Here is an 18,938-nt window from a genome sequence, read left to right as displayed (position 1 = left end):
AAAGGATTGAAAAATTAAAGGTTTAAAAAAGCTCTTTTTTAATTACGGTTAATTCGTGTGGAGTGTAGGTGTTTTACTTTCCATCGTTTTTCTTCTTTCTTCAAAATCGCCGTTTCCAGCCACTCTATAATGCTTTCTTTACCGCCTTTTGTAATAGTGGATGTAAGCCTATAAGTTAGCCATGCTTGATTTTTATCTGTGGTGGTTTGTATAAAACTAAAGGTGTTTACACGCTTAAAATCTGCCGCCGTGTTTTGCCTTATTGTTTTATTAATTAGGGTATCCAAATTCCAAACTTGGCCGTATTCGTAAAAGGTTACGTCAGCCGTACAACTATTTTTAAAACCAACCGAGTCTCTTTCAGAAATGGCTTCAAACATATTTTTAAGCACATTTTGAGCGGCTTGCTGTTTTTTGTTCCATTGGTTTTGAGCCAATAGCTGACAAGAAAGCCCGAAGGTTAGAAATAGAAATATAGAAACGTGTGTTTTCATCAGATGTAAAAACACCAATTTACCACAAATACTACATGTAGCCTCCTTTGTATTAATTTTTATTTCTTAAAAAAAATACTGTCAAACGGGTAAATTTTATTTTTTAAGAAAACATAGCTTAAACCTACCATTTAAGCCATTTTTTTAATCATTTTGCCCCCCCCATTTCATTAACTGGGTCGCCTGCCAGCGGGGCCTCCATTTTTTCCGGTAGGCCGGACCCTTCAAAAAAAAACGGAGCAAAAAAAACTGCACCCTGCAAACTCGCACAATTAAAATTCTTATTGTCAATGTTCTAATAAAAATATACTTCCCAATAGAATTTTAACAGTGCTCAAACAGTGCAGGGCGATGTAATGATTTATTTTCTATTTTTTACCCGTTTGACAGTATAAAAAATCACCTTTTCCTTTTTAAGTACTGACTAAAATGTACAAGTTAATACGTGTGCTTTCTTTTAAAACAAAACCCTGATGAGCAAACTTTTAAGATTTTTGAGGGATTCAAAAAAGAAAATGCTAAATTCAAACGTCTATTTGTCTTCTCATAAAATTGGAAGGAGATAGCCTAATAATTCAACCTTTAATAAATATTCAACCTTACCTCAAAAAAATGAAAAAAATGCGATTCTTAGCACTCTTGTTTGTAACGCAAGTAGGATTTAGTCAAATACAAACCGGAGAAAACGTAGCCGTAACCAACACCGAAAGCGGCAAAGTGAGAGGCTATATTCACAAGGGAATTTACACTTACAAGGGCATCCCGTATGCCGAAGCGAAGCGTTTTGAACTTCCTCAAAAACCTAAAAACTGGAGCGGCATAAGAAGCTCCATGGAATATGGCCCTGTGGCACCGCTCCCCACTCCTACTACCAGCGTTATGGACGAGTCAGAGTTTGTGTTTAACCACGACTGGGGCTTCACAAACGAAGACTGCATGCGGATAAATGTTTGGACACCCGGCATAAGCGACGGCAAAAAAAGACCCGTCATGTTTTGGATTCATGGCGGTGGTTTTACTACCGGCTCATCTCAAGAGCTGCCTTCTTATGACGGAGAAAATCTAGCAAAAAAAGGAGATGTAGTGGTGGTCTCTATCAACCATAGATTAAATATTTTGGGCTATTTAGACTTATCGGCCTATGGCGAAAAATACAAAAAATCGGCGAACCTAAGCGTGTTAGACATGAAGGCGGCTCTCGAGTGGGTAAAGGTCAATATCGAAAACTTTGGTGGTGATCCTAACAACGTGACCATTTTTGGTCAGTCAGGAGGAGGAGCCAAAGTAAACACCTTGATGGCGATGCCTTCGGCAAGTGGTCTTTTTCATAAAGCAGTAAACCAAAGCGGCTCATTTAGAACCGCCATGCTCGACAAAGAAACCACCCAAGCCATAGCTGCTGAAGTAATAAAAGAACTGAGTATTTCGCCTGAAAATATTGACGAAATCCAAAACGTACCTTTCGAAAAACTTAGCATGGCTGGCAACAAAGCCTTGAAAACAATTTCGGACCAACAGAAAAAGCAAGGAAAACCTGTCATTGGATTTGGATTGGGTTGGGGGCCGAGTATTGACGGCGAGGTTTTGCCTTACCAGCTATTCTCAAACGAGGCTTTTGAGCTATCGAAAGAAATTCCGCTGCTTTTGGGAACAACCAAAAACGAGTTTACGGTCTTCTTTGGCAATGTGCCTCCCACTAGCACCTACGAACAAACCTACGCGGCCATAAAGCGTACCTATGGCGACAAAGCAGATGCGTATGTGGCGGCCGTAAAAAAGGCGTATCCGGATATTAAAAAACCTTCGGAAATGTTAGATATCGACATGATGTTTAGACCCGGAGCAGTGGCTCAGGCAAACGGCAAGTCGGCACTTGGAGCGGCAAACACCTACATGTATATGTTTGACTGGCAGTCGCCCATCATGGACGGAAAATACAAGGCCGTGCACTGTATGGAGATACCGTTTGTGTTTGACAATATAGCACGCTGCGAAGAAATGACCGGAGGTTTTCCAGATGCTTATGCATTGGCTTCAAAGGTAAGTCAGGCATGGATAAATTTTGCAAAAAACGGCGACCCAAACCACAAAGGTTTACCTAAATGGCCAGTTTACAATGCCCAAAATACGGCTACTATGCACTTTGACAATACCTGTACAGTAAAGCCTCAAATGGACAAAGACCTGTTTGAACTTCTTCCAAAATAATATAAACGATACATTTACAAAAGGCCAAAACATAAAAATCTGATTTTGGCCTTTTTTTGTATTTATAGCTATACGGATAGTTTTTATATTGTATCCTATTCAGCCCGTTCAACCTTAAAACTTTTTCACCATGAAAAAACTACTATTTCTAGGCTTAGCCTTACTCACCATTCCGGTTATTTTTCTTTCTTTCAAAACCAAAAAACAGAAAAGGCCAAACATCGTTTTTATCATGTCTGATGATCACGCCTACCAGGCGATTTCGGCGTACAGCACGAAGCTAATACAGACCCCAAACATAGACCGAATAGCCAAGGAGGGCATGTTGTTTTCAAATGCCTGTGTAACCAATTCTATCTGTGCACCTTCGCGTGCGGTGATTTTGACCGGAAAGCACAGTCATTTAAATGGTAAAATAGACAACTACTTCCCTTTTGATACTACGAATATCACGTTTCCACAGTTGTTACAAGCAAACGGCTATCAGACCGCCATGTTTGGCAAACTGCATTTTGGAAATAACCCAAAAGGTTTTGACGAATTTCAGATTTTACCCGATCAAGGGCACTATTATAACCCTGATTTTATCACAAAAAAAGAAGGCAAAAAAACATTTACGGGTTATGTAACAGACATCATTACCGACCTTACAATCAATTGGTTAAAAAACGATAGAGACGAAGACAAGCCTTTCTTTTTGGCATATTTACACAAGGCTCCGCACCGAGAATGGATTCCGGCTGAGCGTCATTACAAAAGCTATATCAACAAGACATTTGAAGAACCCACTACACTTTTTGACAATTATGAAGGAAGAGGAACTGCCTCCAAAACTGCCGAAATGAACTTGCTAACTCACATGAACTGGGCCGGTGATTCTAAAATATTTCCTGAAAATATGGACCTGCTTGGCATACCTGAGTCGCACTCCTACGACAAGCAGTTTTTTAATGGGACTGTAGGCAGAATGAACCCCGAACAAAGGAAATCTTTCGATTCGGTATATGGAAAAATGAACGGAGAGTTTATCAAAAACTACCCAAAAATGACCGAGAAAGACAAAATGAAGTGGCGATACCAACGGTACATGCAGGATTATTTGGGCTGTATAGCGGCCGTAGACGAAGGTGTGGGACGTGTTCTGGATTTTCTTAAAGATAATAATTTAGAAGAAAACACGATAGTAGTTTATACCTCAGACCAAGGGTTTTACTTAGGTGAGCACGGTTGGTTCGACAAGCGTTTTATATTTGACGAATCGTTTAAAACGCCGCTTTTGGTAAGGTGGCCACAGGTGATAAAAGCGGGTTCTAAAAACTCTCAGATGGTTCAAAACCTCGATTTTGCACAGACTTTTCTGGATGCTGCTGGCATAAAAGCCCCCTCTGATATGCAAGGCGAAAGTTTGGTGCCGATATTTAAGGGAAAAGGCAAAAACTTTAGAGATGCCGCCTATTATCATTATTACGAATATCCGAGCGTACACATGGTTAAGCGACACTACGGAATCGTGACTGAAAAATACAAACTTGTGCACTTTTATTACGATGTGGACGAATGGGAACTATATGACCGCCAAGCCGATAAGGATGAGCTGAAAAATGTATATAACGACCCCAAATACGCAAGCATAAAAAAAGAACTACACGAAAAACTAGCGAAACTCAGGGTTAAATACAAAGACTCCGAAGCCCTCGATAAAATGTATATAGAAAAATACAAAGAGCTAGAGGCAAAAGGGAAGATATTTAGATAAAGTAAAGCCCTAGAATTCAAACCGGTGTTGAGTTCTAGGGCCAATCTTTTTTACTTATAATCGTACACTTCTACACGTTGCGTAGCATACGAATCTGTGCCAATATTCACATGTCTGCCTTGGTGGGTTTGGTCGCCATTTAAATGACGCAAAACCTTCCATTTTTCATTGACAAAACTGCCCTCGTCTACTTTTAGTAGGCCCACTCGTAAACTTGGATTTTCAGCGTTTTTAAACGTAATAACAACGCCCGTACCCGAAACATAAAACTCATTTTCTGAGGTTTGAATGATGATTGCCGCACCTAATGGCCAATTTTCTGTGCGTGCCCCAGGTGTCCAACTTAGGGTATAGTCGTTTTTACAAACCAACTCATATTTACCCATTTTTAAGATTGTTTCCGGGTTTTCTTTGCTGAGCATAACGGCCTCCATTTTTCCTAATCCTTGGTTTTTCAAAATCAAAGGCTCCAAGTTTGCTAAAAGACCATATATTTTGCCAAGCGGCTCATCTTCTGGTTTTTCTTTTGACTCAATAGAAAAAGGCGAAAACCCCATGCCTTGGTAATGCCCCACCGTGTAAAGTGCCTTGGCTGCCACGGTGGCATCAAAGGCATGCTCAGGCACAAAAAGCACATCGCCCTGACGCACATATAAGTCACACCAGTGTTTAAAATCAGGGTTATAAAAGTCTGGCGAAAGAAAGTCTATGGCGGTGCCAGCGGATTTCCAAACGTCCATCAGGTGCGGAAGCGGCCCAGCACTCGGGTACTCGCCCGGATTTTTTCCGGCACGGTTTAAAGCCGCATTGACAAACATCGGCAGTTTATATTTTGCTTTCCCTGCCTCGGTAATTCTATTCGTAAATTTTGAATAAAAATAAGCCATAAATAGCTCGTCAGTAGCTAAATTTTTACCAAAAACTTCCTCCCAGTTTCCTTTCGTTTTGTAGCCATTTTGTTTCCATATTTCGGCAAATTCGGGCACCAGCTTATCTTTATTGGTTTTCAGATACGTTAATAATTCTCTCGGCACTTCTTTCTTAAATGCTTGATTGGCCAATTCTTGGTGGTCGCGAGCAGAAGGCAACATGCCAATCTCGTTTTCTACCTGCACCATTATCACAGTGTTTTCTTTGCTATCGTATGTTTTGGTGAAAGACATCAGCTCTTCAAAAGCTCTTTTGTCGGCCTCAAAAACGGCTTCGCTAAACGAGCTCAAAATCTCTTGGCTTTGGCCCGTTTCACTTTTTGCTCGGGGATATTTCTCTTGGTTAAGTTTTAGCCAAGACGGAGCATGGCTGCTCATGGAGTTTTTCCAAGAACCAAACCAAAGAAAGACTATTTTAATGTGATTTTCGCGTGCCAGATCTATCATTTCGCGGTATAATCCGAACTCAAACTTCCCCTCTGTCGGCTCTATCAATTCCCAATAAACGGGCATCAAAACCGTGTTTAGGTGCATGGCTTTTAGTTTTGGCCACACTTCTTTCATACTTTCGGTTGAGGTGGCCGTGGAGTTTCCGAGCTCGCCACCACGAATCAAAAACGGTTTGCCATTTACCACTAATTGTGTAGTGGAGCCTTGTTTTTGCAAAAAAGGAATTTGTGAAAAGGCTTTTGAAAAAAGTAGGAGAAAAAAGATCGTTTTGATGATTTTCATAAAAATTGATTGAATAATAAAGACCAAAGATATCTATCTCCATAGAATTTACCAATTTTAAGAAAAACGACGAATTTATGTTTTCTTTTTAATAAAAATGAAACCAATAATTTTTTAATAGCCCTGATTTCTATATGTTTATCTTTTAGTCGATTCTTATTAAAAAAAGCCACAAAAAATGATCAAAATATTAGCCATAGGAGGAAGTAACAGCGTAAACTCAATAAATAGAAAACATGCTTACTTTGTGGCGTCCTTATTTTCAGATGCTACGGTAGAAAAATATAATTTAAGTACGAAAGAAATACCTCTTTTTAGTGTTCAACTTGAATCCGAAATTCCATTTCCTGAAGAAATAGTGGCATTCGCAAAAATGATTGACGAATCAGACCTAATTGTGCTTTCTTTAGCCGAAAACAACGGCTCATTTAATGCCGGATTTAAAAACCTAATAGACTGGACTTCTAGAATACCGAAAAGAAAAATATTTGGCGAAAAACCTATGCTTTTGATTTCAACATCGCCCGGCCCAAGGGGGGCGTCGTCGGTACTTGAGCACGCCAAAGCCACATTTCCGTTTAGAGGAGCCGTAGTGAAAGGCAGCTTTTCGTTACCAAGTTTTGATCAAAATTTTGATACAGAAACGGGCATTACAAATCCAGAGTTATTAGAAAAAATTACGGCCATCGTACATACCATTCAGGCTGAAATGTGAAGCCTTACTTGTAAATAAAACTTCGCTCGCTAAACGCTGGAATACTTGCGTTTCCTTCGTAAAAATAGCTAAGTTGGTCTTTGGCGTCTGTTAGTCCTAAGGTATACAAAAGTGGCACAAAATGGTCTGGGGTAGGTGCGGCCAGTTTGCCTAACTTATGACTAGTTTCATAGTTTATGAGATTTTTAAAGTTTTGCTCGTCTATTTGTTTCTTTAGCCACATGTCGTATTCGGTCTCCCATCCAAACGGGCTCATGTCGCCAGTTCGCATTTTTTGACCCACCAGCTGCAAATTGTGAATCATAGACCCACTTCCGATTATCAAAACGCCTTTTTCGCGAAGTGACTTTAGCTGCTTGCCAAGTTCATAATGATATTGCGGCGATTCATAGTAGCTGATGCTCATTTGAAAAACCGGAATATTGGCCTCCGGGAATAAATGCATCAGCATGGGCCACGCTCCGTGGTCAAGGCCCCAGTCGGTAGTTTCGGAAACTGAAGGGATGAGTTTTGTGACTTCTTTGGCTACTTCAGGTGCTCCTTTGGCTTTGTACTTTGGATCATAATAGTTTTGAGGAAAACCGTAGTAATCGTAAATCTGGGTTTGCTCGGGCGAAATATTCACAAAAGTGCCTTTTGCACACCAGTGGGCCGAAACTACCAATGCGGCTTTTATTTCATATTTCCCTTGAAGTTCTTCACCCAAATTATGCAAAGCATTCCAAAACGGACGCTGCTCTTTTGAAAGTGGAATATCCATCGGGCTGCCATGTGAGGTAAATAAAACTGGCATACGACTCGACTGAACCTGCAGGCTGTCGGTATAATTTTTAAAACTGCTTAATGTGCCCATAGCTAAAAGTGATTGTAAGAATTTGGTACGATTCATACTTGATTAATTAATCTTTTAATTGCCTATTTTGAAGATCAATGTATCAACATATATTTGTAACATTAAATTCGATTTTAGTATTTTTTTTAAAGAGAAGAAGCTTTTTACTGTCAAACGGCTAATTTTTAATTTTAAAGAAAACATAGCTTAAACCTACCATTGAAGCCATTTTTTAACCATTTTGAAAAACACTCCCCCTTCATTAACTGGGTCGCCTGCCAGCGGGGCCTCCATTTTTCCGGTAGGCCGGACCCTTCAAAAAAAAACGGAGCAAAAAAAACTGCACCCTGCAAACTCGCACAATTAAAATTCTTATTGTCGATGTTCTAATAAAAATTTACTTCCCAAAAGAATTTTAACAGTGCTCAAACAGTGCAGGGCGTTGTAAAGATTTATTTTCTTTTTTTTTACTCGTTTGACAGTAGAAGCTTTTTACAATTTTTTTTTAAGTTTACTATACTTTTTACGTTTCACAAAAATTAGAACACCATGGAAATTAACAATTTAAGAAAAGAATACACAAACGGCGAAATTACTGTGGTTTGGGAATCTGCTAAGTGTATTCATTCGGCCAAATGTGCCAGAGGTTTACCACAGGTTTTTCAACCAAAAGAAAAACCATGGATAAAAATGGATGGAGCAAACTCAGATGAAATAGTAGCAGCAGTGAGCAAATGCCCCTCAGGTGCATTGAGCATAAAATAGATTTTTTAAACCCTTTTTTTAATACCCTAAAACCCTATAATTATGAACGAAAAACAAAGTATTTCTAAAGGACGCCTATGGACCTCTTATGGTCTGCAAGGTTTAGTGTCTGGCATGTTTTTAATGGGCATTGTAAATAACCTCATGCAAACCGAAATGGCCGTAAAAGGTTCACTGGATATGGGATACCCTGAAGGCATTGCTCCAATTTTGGGAGCAGTTCAACTTATTGCACTGGCACTTTACGTTTTTCCTAAAACCTCTATTCTGGGAGCGGCTTTAATAACAGCTTGGCTAGGCGGAGCGGTGGCTACGCATGTTATTCACAGAGACCCGATGAGTTTGACTTTATTTCCAGTAATTTTTGGGGTGATCGTATGGGTAGCCATTTGGCTGAGAGACCAACAAATTCAGGCTGTTTTTCCTTTTAAAAAATAATTAGCGAATTATTTATTTTTCCTTCATGCACACTAAAAACTAACATGTTTTGGTGTGCATTTATTTTTTTATCAACACGCTTTTCACCTTATTTTTTTTCAACTAAATCTCTCTGAAAAACATCTCTGCAAATTTAATTATTAAAAAAAATTATTAAAATACTTTCACAGAAAACTAGGTATTTATCTATTTCTATTTTTTGACTTTTCTCTATTAAGATTTTAATAAGGCAGTGTTATTATTTTATGAAATCTGCTTTTTAAATTCAAATTCACACTGGTCTGTAAATCAGTTAGTTAATAAAAGCTAGCAAGACTTTTTAAGTGTCAATTCTACATTAAAAAATCATCAAAAACCGCTATTTTAGGCAATTTTTATCATTAATATATCTACTAGAAAATAAATACAATTGTATATAAATATATGTATACTTTTTAACATACATTTGACTCAACAATATCTTTATTAAATTTTTTTAATTTAAAAAATCCCTTAATCTTATGCAAAAAAAACTACCTCATCAATTCTTGGGAAGGCTGTTTTTAGTGTTGAGTTTTCTCTTCACTATCAATGCGTCTTTTGCCCAAAAGAAAGTATCCGGTAAAGTTACCGAAGTCAATACCGACATCGGGGTTCCGGGTGCTACAATCAAAATTAAAGGCTCCAATATCGGAACCTCAACGGATGCAAATGGAGTGTTTAGCATAGAGGCTTCTCCTAGTGATATTTTAGTAATTTCGTCTATAGGTTATGTATCTGCAGAAATAACCGTAGGAAACCAGAGTATGATTAATGTTTCGTTAGCTACAGACGACCGTTCGCTTTCAGAAGTAGTAGTAACGGGATATGGCTCGCAGGCTAAGCGAGACATTACGGGAGCAGTAGCCACCGTAGACATGAAAAAGGCACTAGCAGTACCTGCCACCAACCTAGCACAAGCCATACAAGGCCGAGTAGCGGGTGTAAACGTAAGCAACGAAAACGCACCGGGTGGAGGAGTAATGGTACGTATCAGAGGTTTCGGAACTATCAACGACAACTCACCGCTTTATGTAATAGACGGTACACCTACAAAAGGAAACTTGAACACCCTTAACCTAAACGACATAGAGTCTATGCAGGTACTTAAAGACGCTTCAGCGGCTTCGATTTACGGCTCTAGAGCGGGTAACGGCGTAGTGATTATAACCACGAAAAAAGGAAAAGGTGGAAAGCCAAAACTTACGTATGACACCTATTATGGAATTCAAAAGCCCATTAAGTTTTTGGACTTACTGAATACACAAGAATATGCCAACCTACTCTGGGAATCGAGAATAAACGCTGAAAACCCAGGTCTTTTGGTAGATGGAAAAATTTCGGACCCTTCAAAAATCTCATATCCAAACATCCCTTTATTTGGCGGAAAAGTTGCGACACCAATTATACCCGAATACATCTTCCCGGTAGGTGCTAGCACGGTAGATGAGTCTCTTTATTCACAGAGTCCAAAATATTTGATCACAAAAGCCAATAAAACAGGTACAGATTGGCTAGATGCTATTTTTAGTGCCGCTCCAATAGTAAACCACCAATTGGGAGTTTCGGGTGCTACGGATGTGGCCCGATATGCGATGTCATTAAACTTTTTTGACCAGAAAGGTATTATGGACTATACTAACTATAAAAGGATTGCCTTAAGAGCCAATACTGATTATGTAGTTAACAAAAGAATACGTGTAGGGGAAAATGTGCAAATAGCCTATGGGCAACGAGTAGGTCAGCCTGCTGGAAACCAAAACGAAAACAACCCCATATCGTATGCATACAGAGTGCCACCTATTACACCTCTCTATGACATCCGCGGAAACTTCGCCGGTTCTCCAACAGTATTAGACAATAGCCCAAGTCCGCTAGCAGCTTTGGTAAGAAACAAAGACAATGCAACCCGAGAATTACGAATTTTCGGAAATACGTATGCTGAAATTGACTTATTAAAAGACCTTACAGCCAAAACTCAGTTTGGTATTGACTACAACACATTTAACCTTCGAAACTATAGCTTTAACAACATAGAAGCACCTGAACCAGCAGGAACTAATTCATTGACTACAACTAACAACTATAGCTTTGCTTGGACTTGGTACAACACTTTGGCCTACAAAAAACAAGTGGGTGACAACCACAGGTTTAATGCCTTGGTAGGAACAGAATCAATCAAAAGCTATTTCGAGTTTTTTGATGCTCAAAGATCTGGATTTGCAGTAGACGATGTTAGTAACAGATATTTGAGTGCGGGTAGAGCGGGAATTAATAACTCTGGAGGAGCTTCGGAATGGAGTTTGGCGTCGGAATTTGCCAAACTGGGATATTCATATGACAACAAATACCTAGCGGATTTTACAATCAGAAGAGACCGATCGAGCAGATTCGCAAAAGAATTTAGATCGGCGGTTTTCCCGGCAGCAAGTTTTGGATGGGTGATTTCAGAAGAATCATTTTTGAAAAATACATCGTGGTTATCATTTGCCAAGTTTAGATTTGGTATTGGCCAAACGGGTAACCAAGAGATTGGTAACTACAACGCCTTTTCTACTTTTGCTACTTCGCCTGAGTCTTCGTTTTATGACTTATCAGGTTCAAACACATCTTCGGCTCCAGGATATGAACTGGGTCAATTTGGTAACGCCAAAGCTAAATGGGAAACTACGACTTCATCTAACTTTGGTTTAGATGCAAATTTCTTTAAAAATAAATTAGAAATGAGCTTAGATGTATTTAAAAGAACTACATCTGACATGCTTTTCCCAGTAGAAGTACAATATACGCAAGGGGTGGCTGTTAACCCTTTCCAAAATATCGGAGAGATGCAAAACAAGGGTTTTGAATTAAGCCTAAACTATGACGACAAAAAAGGAGATTTAACATATTCGATAGGTGGAAATATTTCAACTTATAGAAACAAAGTAACCAAAACAAACGGCGACCCTGCCACCCAGTTTTTTGGATTTAACACCAGGTTAGCTCCGATGAGTGTTACACAACAAGGCTACCCTTTAGCTTCGTTTTTTGGGTACCAAATAGATGGCATATTCCAAACTGATAAAGAAGGAGCGGAATATCCCGTTCAATTTGGTGGTGGTCAAATGAACAAAGCCGGGGCATTTAAATATGCAGATATTAACAAAGATGGAGTAATAAACGCATCAGACAGAACTATCATCGGCAGTCCTCACCCAGACTTTACATATGGCATTAACTTGTCATTGGGCTACAAAGCATTTAGATTAGACGTATTTGGTCAAGGAGTAAAAGGAAACCAACTGTTTAACTACGTAAAATACTGGACAGACTTCCCGACTTTCGGAGGAAACAGAAGCCGGACAATGTATGAAAAGTCATGGAGACCTGGAATGACAGATGCGGTCTTGCCGATTCCAAGATCTAACGACGTTATCAGTTCAAACCCTTCTACGTATTATTTAGAAGATGGCTCTTATTTCAGATTAAAAAATGTTCAATTGAACTTTACAGTACCGAATGCTTTGATACGTAAAATTGGCTTAAGCAGTGCAAATGTGTATGTTCAAGCAATAAATTTGGCTACCATAACCAAATACACAGGACTTGACCCTGAAGTAAACCTTAGAAGTTTTTCTGACGGTTCTGATAGACAAATTGGGGTAGACGAAGGCTCTTATCCGGCATATAGGTCTATGAACGTTGGTCTAAATTTAAGTTTCTAATATTTACCTCAAATATTTAATAAAATGAAAAAAACAATAATATTAATATGTTCGGCAGTTTTAATAAGCACCGTATCTTGCAAGGATAGCTTCTTAGATGTGCAGCCATTAGGTGTGCTGAGCGAAAGTAACTTAGCCAATAAAATAGGCGTAGACTTAGTACTAACAGGTGCGTATTCGCTTATGGATGGCGTACAAACAAACGTAAACTCACCAAACTCTGACTGGCAAGGTGCAGCAGATAACTGGGTGTATGGATCAGTAGCATCAGACGATGCCTATAAAGGTTCAAATGCAGGTGACCAACCCGAAATCTCGGTGATAGAGGCCTACAACCATACGGCAGACTTGGTTCACTTTAGAGGAAAATGGAGAGCGGTTTATGATGGCGTTGCCAGAACTAACGATGTAATCCTTTTATCAGCCAAAGCTAATGACATGACCGATGCTGAGAAAAAACTTGTGGTGGCTCAGGCGAGAGCTTTGCGTGGACATTATCACTTTGAGGCTAGAAAAATGTTTAATAAAGTTCCTTACATTAACGAGGTAACCTACAATCCAAATGATGCTGTAAGCACAAAAGTGCCCAACACGGAAGAAATTTGGCCTAAAATAGAAGAAGACCTTAAGTTTGGGTATGATAATTTACCAGCCAAATGGTCGGGAGCTCCAGGAAGAATGACAAAATGGTCATCTGCAGCATTACTGGCGAAAGCTAAATTGTTCCAAGGGAAATATGCAGAAGCAAAGACTATTTTGGAAGATATAATAAATAACGGCGGCTATAAACTGATGCCAAAATATGGTGACAACTATAGAACTGCACTTAATAACAATACTGAATCGATTTTAGAAGTACAGTATTCGGTAAATGACGGTGCGGCCATTTCAAACAATGGAAACAGAGGGGGTACCTTAAACTATCCATACGGTGGTGGTGCATTAACTACGTGTTGTGGATTTTTTCAACCTTCTCAAAATTTAGCCAATGCATTTAAAACTACTGAAGATGGCTTACCAATAACTGATCCGGCTACAGCAGATTTACCAATAGACAACTCTCAAACTTATGCTGGACCACTAGATCCAAGAATTGACCATACATTAGGACGTGACGGTGTTCCATATCTGGATTGGGGAATTCATAACCCACAGTATATCCGTGACAGAGCCTATGCAGGTGGTTTTTCTCCTAAAAAGAGCTCCCCGCTTAAAGCTGAAAATGGCTCTTTGACTTGGTCAAATAATCCGAGACAGAATGCCAATAACTATAGGATGATTAAACTATCTACGGTTATGCTTTGGTTAGCAGAATGCGAAGTTGAGGTAGGCGATTTAAACAAAGCGAGAGCTTTGGTAAACCAAATACGGGTTAGAGCATCAAACCCTGAAGGTTATGTAAAAATGGCGGACGGTAAACCTGCTGGAAACTACGTGATTAAAACGTATGATACCGCATGGACTGATAAAACTATTGCAAGAAATGCTGTAAGAACTGAATCTAGATTAGAATTTGGAATGGAAGGTCATAGATTCTTTGATTTGGTAAGATGGGGAATTGCCGATCAAGTTCTAAACAAATATATTGAAATCGAATCAACTAAAAGAACTTATCTGAGAGGTTCTACATTCAAAAAAGGAAAAAATGAATACTTCCCGATTCCAAATCAGGAGATATTGAATAGTCAAAAAGATGGAAAACCTACCTTGGTTCAAAATCCAGGATATTAAACCTAAACCGTAAACTTAAAAGAGAGTCACCTCCAAAGGGTGGCTCTTTTTTTATATTTAAAACTAAGGTAAAATTTCTCTAAAACGTACTGATTCGTGTATTCGTGGCTAAAAAATAGACGGATTGTAATTTTACTATACTTTTAAATTGCCACGAATGAATTCAGGTTTTTAAAAAGATTCACTAAATATCATATAAAAATCTAACAAGTACTGATTCGTGTATTCGTGGCTAAAAAATAGACGGCTTGAGGTTTACTGTACTTTTAAATTGCCCCGAATGGATACAAGTTCTTATAAAGATTCTCTAAGTATCATTTAAAACTCTAACACGCACAGATTCGTGTATTCGTGGCTAAAAATTAGGCTGCATGAGGTTTAACTATACTTTTAAATTGCCACGAATGCACGAATGAATTCAGGTTCTTATAAAGATTCTCTAAGTATCATTTTAAATTCTAACACTTACTGATTCGTGTATTCGTGGCTAAAAAATAGACGGCTTCTAATTTTACTATACTTTTAAATTGCCCCGAATGGATACAGGTTCTTATAAAGATTCTCTAAGTATCATTTAAAATTCTAACACGTACTGATTCGTGTATTCGTGGCTAAAAAATTAAGTGTTTATTTCTTTGGCTATAATTTTACTTTGGCTATTTTTTGATGCAAAAAGCAAGAGCTCTTTTGCTATATTCCTTTCGTTAGCCAATTCCATTCCTTTAAAACCCGGCGAAGAATTTACTTCACAAACCTTGAAACCATCTTGATCAAAAAGTAGGTCTATTCCACTGAAATCTAAGGCTAAAACACTCGCGATTTGTAATACCAAAGCCTCCAATGCTTTATCTACCTCATAAAAATGTGTGGTGCCTCCAAGGCTATAGTTTGCCTTAAAACCATCATTCTGCGACTTCCGCTCCATGGCACACAATACTTGGCCACCGAGTACCAAAACCCGTAAATCTCTCCCATGAGAATGGGAAATATACTCTTGTAAAATAAAATTAGACTTAGGGTTTGCCTCTTGTATCAAAGCAAGTAAATCTTCAAACATCTCCCTTTCTTTACACAAAAACACCCCGCTACCCTTAGAACCAGAAAGCGATTTGACCACCAATGGAAATTTAAAGTGTTTGTCTAACACCGACATGTCAATAGGAAATTTGGCAAGTATCGTATTGGGGATAGGGAAGCCGTTTTCGGCCATTATTTGTACCGTAAAGAGCTTATCCTTTACCGTATCAATAGCTAATGAACTATTTAAAACATAAACACCCAACCGCTCAAAATGTCGAATAACCGAAAGAGCAAAATATGAAGTACCGGCACCCAAACGCGGAATCACAAAGTCTGGTAATTGTATGGTTTGCCCATCAATGAGAATGCTTTTTCTGTCTTCGCGATTTACGATGATTTCAAACTGCTCAGGACTAAAAACCTCTAATCTAAAATTCAGCTTTTCAGCCTCATCTATGAGTCTATGAATTTCGTAATCTTTCTCCGTTAAGCCCGAAAGGGAATGTCTGTAAATAACCCAAGCCGTCATTTGATTTTTTTCTCCAAAAAAACAAAGGATTAGTTAAACAGAACCTGTTTTTATGATGATGAAATTGTGAAATTATTTGAGCTGGAAATTCCCATATCTTAATAATCGAAAAGAAAAATATTGTGGAAATACATAAAACATTATACTACACTAAAAACCCTCACTCCCCTCCTACTACCTCTACGGTTTTCGCGGCAGTGTGGATGGCCGCCCGTATACGTTGATAGGTACCGCATCTGCAAATATTTCCTGACATGTAGGCATCTATATCTTCATCGGTTGGGGTCGGGTTACTTTTTAAAAGGGCCACTGCAGACATAATTTGGCCCGATTGGCAATAACCACATTGCGGAACTTGGTGTTCAATCCAAGCTTTTTGAACCACATGTTCTAAGTTTTCAGAGATTCCTTCTATGGTAGTTATCTTTTGGTTTGCGTTTACTGAGCCTACAGACATTTGACATGACCGAATTGGCTGTCCGTCTAAATGCACCGTGCAAGCACCACAAAGGCCCATTCCACACCCAAATTTAGTGCCTGTCAGATTGGCCAAATCACGAATGGCCCAAAGTAAAGGCATATCTGCATCAGCTTCTAAGGTGACAATTTTATTATTGATATTTAGACTAAATGCTTTCATACAAATAAAGAATTTCTGATGATATAGGTGCTCACTTTTACGGCTTTCCTATCTTAAAATTAAACTAAAATAATTGGTATTTGTAGATAATTTATTTTTAAAAGCTAAAAACAGGTGCTCTTGTTATACTCACCATATAAAAAAGGCCAATATTTTATTTATACTGGCCTTTTTCAATTCTATTTTATAAACTAGACTCTTCATTCATAAAAGGCTGATTATAATGCCTCTTGCCATTAGTTTTATAAAGTGCATTGGCTACTGCACCGAAAACAGGAGGAAAAGGCGGTTCCCCTAATCCTGTAGGGTCTATTTCGTTCTTTACAAAATGTACATCTATGGATTTTGGTGCTTCATTGTGCCTTATCATACGGTAAGTATTAAAATTATTGTGGTCTGCTTTGCCTTCCTTAAAGGTCATGGCACCATAAAACGATTGTCCAATACCATCCACAACGGCCCCTTGTACCATATTAGTGGCCGCGTCAGGGTTAACCACGATTCCACAGTCAATAGCTGAAGTAACTTTTTCTACGTAAGGCTCTCCGTCACGAGTGACCATATCTACCACATGTGCGGCATAGCTATTGTGGCAAAAATATGCCGCAACTCCTCTGTGATATTTGGTATTATTTTCTTTTTTCCAACCTGATTTTTCTTTTACCAACTCCAAAACACCTGCATATCTTTCTGCGTCGTATTCGTTATTTTTTCCTACCGGATTATCTTTGGCTCGTTTTAACATTTCTAAACGTAATTCTATTGGATCCTTTCCCATAGCTTCAGCTACTTCATCTAAAAACGACTGCTCTGCGGCGGCATTAAAATTAGACCGCGGAGCTCTAAATGCACCAATTGTAATATTTGAAGGAATCTCCCACGCTTCGGCCAAGTAATTATCTACGGCTCCCGCCGGAAAACGGTTAGCGTGAATAGGACTCTCAGGTATTCCACCTCCTTTTACATGAAAACCAATCAAATTTTTGTTGGCATCTAAAGCAGCACGATAGGTAGCCGTATACATTGGACGGTAAATTCCGTATGTCATGTCGTCTTCTCTGCTGTATATTAATTTCACGGGAGCTTTTACTTTTTGAGATATCCGAGCCACTTCATATGCATATTGAGCATATGCTCGTCTACCAAAACCTCCGCCCATACGGGTCATTTGAATTTCTATTTTTTCTGGAGGTAAATTTAAGATTTTAGCTAGAGTAGGTTCCATCCACCCTGGAGCTTGAATTGGACCTGCCACCAAAGCTTTATCTTCTTGCACATGAGCAAAGAAGTTCATGGGCTCCATGCAATTATGAGCTAAAAATGGGGCATTATATGTTCGTTCAATAATAGTAGTCGCATTTTTAAAAGCAGCCTCGGGGTCTCCATCTTTCCGCAATTCTTTCGCTGGCATTTTTGCGAACTCTGCCATCATTTGCATTTGATTACTGCTGGTCTCAAGTCTTCCAGGAACTACAACTTCAGTTTTACCTCCTCTACCGTTTACTATATTTTTACTATCGCCAGAGGCTTCCCATTGAGCCTTTAACTTTTTTCGGGCATTCATTACTTCCCAAGTAGAGTTTCCAACAACAGCAATCATTTCATTGAATGTACGGGTGTCAAAACCACCTTGAACAAAATCTTCGTCGTATAATTTTATACTAAAAACATCCTTAATACCTGGCATTTTTATGGCTTGACTAGCATCAAAAGATTTTAGTTTCATTCCAAATGCAGGAGGATGTTGAATCATAGCGATCAACATGCCGTCCACATGATAATCAATACCGAAAAGGGGCTTCCCAGTAACTACTTTTTGGCCTTCTACATTTTTCTTCGATTTATTAACTATTGAAAAATCTTTAGGTGTTTTAAGAACCATGCCTTTGGGTACCTCTAGACTAGCGGCAAGACTTGCCATTTCCCCGTATTTAGCCGATTTTCCATTTAAATGATAAAGCACACCCGCTTTAGTGGTGATTTCATTAACAGGCACATTCCATGTTTTTGCTGCTGCTTGGCATAGCATTTGGCGTGCAGCAGCACCTGCTTCTCTTAGTGGTTTCCAATACATTCGGACAGAATTGCTACCACCGGTAAATTGCGGCCCTAACTTGACATTATCATGTGGACCCATCTCAACTTTCACCTCACTCCAATCCACATCCAATTCCTCTGCTATTATCATCGGTAAGGAAGTCATCACATTTTGACCAAATTCAGGATTTGGGCATAAAATTTTGATAACATTATCTGGGGTGATTTTTATGTAGCCTGTCAATTCACTCCAATCTGCCGGAAGATTCATTACTTCAGCAGCTTTGGCTTCAGTAAACCAGTTGAAACTTAACAATAAGCCCCCTCCTGCCAATGCCGAAGATTTTAAAAATGAACGTCTGTTAAAATTATTCGTATTTTTCATAA

The 18,938-nt window shown here is 38.9% G+C and carries 13 protein-coding genes; 7 read left to right on the top strand and 6 right to left on the bottom strand.

Going from position 1 to position 18,938, the window contains the following annotated elements; translation table 11 throughout:
• Positions 1 to 38 precede the first annotated feature (38 nt).
• On the bottom strand, positions 39 to 494 hold the full coding sequence (locus ACFOOI_RS16270) for a DUF4440 domain-containing protein (protein ID WP_379839086.1): 456 nt from the start codon (positions 492 to 494) through the stop codon (positions 39 to 41).
• Between the two features lie 612 nt (positions 495 to 1,106).
• On the opposite strand from ACFOOI_RS16270, the gene ACFOOI_RS16265 reads away from it, so the two are divergent.
• Together ACFOOI_RS16265 and ACFOOI_RS16260 are read left to right on the top strand one after the other, a co-directional pair.
• A complete protein-coding gene (locus ACFOOI_RS16265) occupies positions 1,107 to 2,702 on the top strand; it encodes a carboxylesterase/lipase family protein (protein WP_379839085.1) in 1,596 nt (531 codons plus the stop codon).
• Positions 2,703 to 2,832: 130 nt separating this feature from the next.
• Entirely contained in the window at positions 2,833 to 4,458 is a 1,626-nt protein-coding gene (locus ACFOOI_RS16260) for a sulfatase family protein (RefSeq protein ID WP_379839084.1), read from the top strand.
• 50 nt (positions 4,459 to 4,508) lie between these two features.
• Here the strand turns inward: ACFOOI_RS16260 and ACFOOI_RS16255 are convergent, their stop codons facing one another.
• Positions 4,509 to 6,119, bottom strand: a complete 1,611-nt coding sequence (locus tag ACFOOI_RS16255) for a GH35 family beta-galactosidase (protein ID WP_379839083.1) — start codon at positions 6,117 to 6,119, stop codon at positions 4,509 to 4,511.
• A 178-nt stretch (positions 6,120 to 6,297) separates the two neighbouring features.
• On the opposite strand from ACFOOI_RS16255, the gene ACFOOI_RS16250 reads away from it, so the two are divergent.
• Entirely contained in the window at positions 6,298 to 6,834 is a 537-nt protein-coding gene (locus ACFOOI_RS16250; protein ID WP_379839082.1) for an NADPH-dependent FMN reductase, read from the top strand.
• 4 nt (positions 6,835 to 6,838) lie between these two features.
• Here ACFOOI_RS16250 and ACFOOI_RS16245 read toward each other — a convergent pair whose 3' ends face one another.
• On the bottom strand, positions 6,839 to 7,723 hold the full coding sequence (locus tag ACFOOI_RS16245) for a dioxygenase family protein (RefSeq protein ID WP_379839081.1): 885 nt from the start codon (positions 7,721 to 7,723) through the stop codon (positions 6,839 to 6,841).
• A gap of 492 nt (positions 7,724 to 8,215) precedes the next feature.
• Between ACFOOI_RS16245 and ACFOOI_RS16240 the strand changes: the two genes are divergently transcribed.
• From ACFOOI_RS16240 to ACFOOI_RS16225, 4 genes are all read left to right on the top strand, one after another.
• Complete coding sequence (locus ACFOOI_RS16240) at positions 8,216 to 8,431, top strand: (4Fe-4S)-binding protein (RefSeq protein ID WP_379839080.1); 216 nt, start codon at positions 8,216 to 8,218, stop codon at positions 8,429 to 8,431.
• Positions 8,432 to 8,473: 42 nt separating this feature from the next.
• Positions 8,474 to 8,869, top strand: a complete 396-nt coding sequence (locus tag ACFOOI_RS16235) for a DoxX family protein (RefSeq protein WP_379839079.1) — start codon at positions 8,474 to 8,476, stop codon at positions 8,867 to 8,869.
• Between the two features lie 500 nt (positions 8,870 to 9,369).
• Positions 9,370 to 12,594, top strand: coding sequence for a SusC/RagA family TonB-linked outer membrane protein (locus ACFOOI_RS16230; protein WP_379839078.1), 3,225 nt, complete (start codon positions 9,370 to 9,372; stop codon positions 12,592 to 12,594).
• Positions 12,595 to 12,618: 24 nt separating this feature from the next.
• On the top strand, positions 12,619 to 14,325 hold the full coding sequence (locus ACFOOI_RS16225) for a RagB/SusD family nutrient uptake outer membrane protein (RefSeq protein WP_379839077.1): 1,707 nt from the start codon (positions 12,619 to 12,621) through the stop codon (positions 14,323 to 14,325).
• 619 nt (positions 14,326 to 14,944) lie between these two features.
• Here ACFOOI_RS16225 and ACFOOI_RS16220 read toward each other — a convergent pair.
• From ACFOOI_RS16220 to ACFOOI_RS16210, 3 genes are all read right to left on the bottom strand, one after another.
• A complete protein-coding gene (locus tag ACFOOI_RS16220) occupies positions 14,945 to 15,874 on the bottom strand; it encodes an ATP-grasp domain-containing protein (protein WP_379839076.1) in 930 nt (309 codons plus the stop codon).
• A 160-nt stretch (positions 15,875 to 16,034) separates the two neighbouring features.
• On the bottom strand, positions 16,035 to 16,514 hold the full coding sequence (locus ACFOOI_RS16215) for a (2Fe-2S)-binding protein (RefSeq protein WP_379839075.1): 480 nt from the start codon (positions 16,512 to 16,514) through the stop codon (positions 16,035 to 16,037).
• Positions 16,515 to 16,698: 184 nt separating this feature from the next.
• Positions 16,699 to 18,936: a xanthine dehydrogenase family protein molybdopterin-binding subunit gene (locus tag ACFOOI_RS16210; protein WP_379839073.1), complete on the bottom strand. Its 2,238-nt coding sequence runs from the start codon at positions 18,934 to 18,936 to the stop codon at positions 16,699 to 16,701.
• Positions 18,937 to 18,938 lie beyond the last annotated feature (2 nt).

It is taken from the genome of Lacihabitans lacunae, from assembly GCF_042649125.1.
GTDB lineage: Bacteria > Bacteroidota > Bacteroidia > Cytophagales > Spirosomataceae > Leadbetterella > Leadbetterella lacunae.
The sequence above is the reverse complement of the archived record's forward strand: the minus strand, read 5'-3'. Positions and strand labels throughout refer to the sequence as shown.

What these genes read in the sequence shown, in the direction of transcription:
- ACFOOI_RS16215 (WP_379839075.1), bottom strand. Translation starts at nt 16,514, where the DNA reads ATGAAAGCATTTAGTCTAAATATCAATAATAAAATTGTCACCTTAGAA.
- ACFOOI_RS16250 (WP_379839082.1), top strand. Translation starts at nt 6,298, where the DNA reads ATGATCAAAATATTAGCCATAGGAGGAAGTAACAGCGTAAACTCAATA.
- ACFOOI_RS16245 (WP_379839081.1), bottom strand. Translation starts at nt 7,723, where the DNA reads ATGAATCGTACCAAATTCTTACAATCACTTTTAGCTATGGGCACATTA.
- ACFOOI_RS16225 (WP_379839077.1), top strand. Translation starts at nt 12,619, where the DNA reads ATGAAAAAAACAATAATATTAATATGTTCGGCAGTTTTAATAAGCACC.
- ACFOOI_RS16220 (WP_379839076.1), bottom strand. Translation starts at nt 15,874, where the DNA reads ATGACGGCTTGGGTTATTTACAGACATTCCCTTTCGGGCTTAACGGAG.
- ACFOOI_RS16265 (WP_379839085.1), top strand. Translation starts at nt 1,107, where the DNA reads ATGAAAAAAATGCGATTCTTAGCACTCTTGTTTGTAACGCAAGTAGGA.
- ACFOOI_RS16235 (WP_379839079.1), top strand. Translation starts at nt 8,474, where the DNA reads ATGAACGAAAAACAAAGTATTTCTAAAGGACGCCTATGGACCTCTTAT.
- ACFOOI_RS16240 (WP_379839080.1), top strand. Translation starts at nt 8,216, where the DNA reads ATGGAAATTAACAATTTAAGAAAAGAATACACAAACGGCGAAATTACT.
- ACFOOI_RS16210 (WP_379839073.1), bottom strand. Translation starts at nt 18,936, where the DNA reads ATGAAAAATACGAATAATTTTAACAGACGTTCATTTTTAAAATCTTCG.
- ACFOOI_RS16230 (WP_379839078.1), top strand. Translation starts at nt 9,370, where the DNA reads ATGCAAAAAAAACTACCTCATCAATTCTTGGGAAGGCTGTTTTTAGTG.
- ACFOOI_RS16270 (WP_379839086.1), bottom strand. Translation starts at nt 494, where the DNA reads ATGAAAACACACGTTTCTATATTTCTATTTCTAACCTTCGGGCTTTCT.
- ACFOOI_RS16260 (WP_379839084.1), top strand. Translation starts at nt 2,833, where the DNA reads ATGAAAAAACTACTATTTCTAGGCTTAGCCTTACTCACCATTCCGGTT.
- ACFOOI_RS16255 (WP_379839083.1), bottom strand. Translation starts at nt 6,119, where the DNA reads ATGAAAATCATCAAAACGATCTTTTTTCTCCTACTTTTTTCAAAAGCC.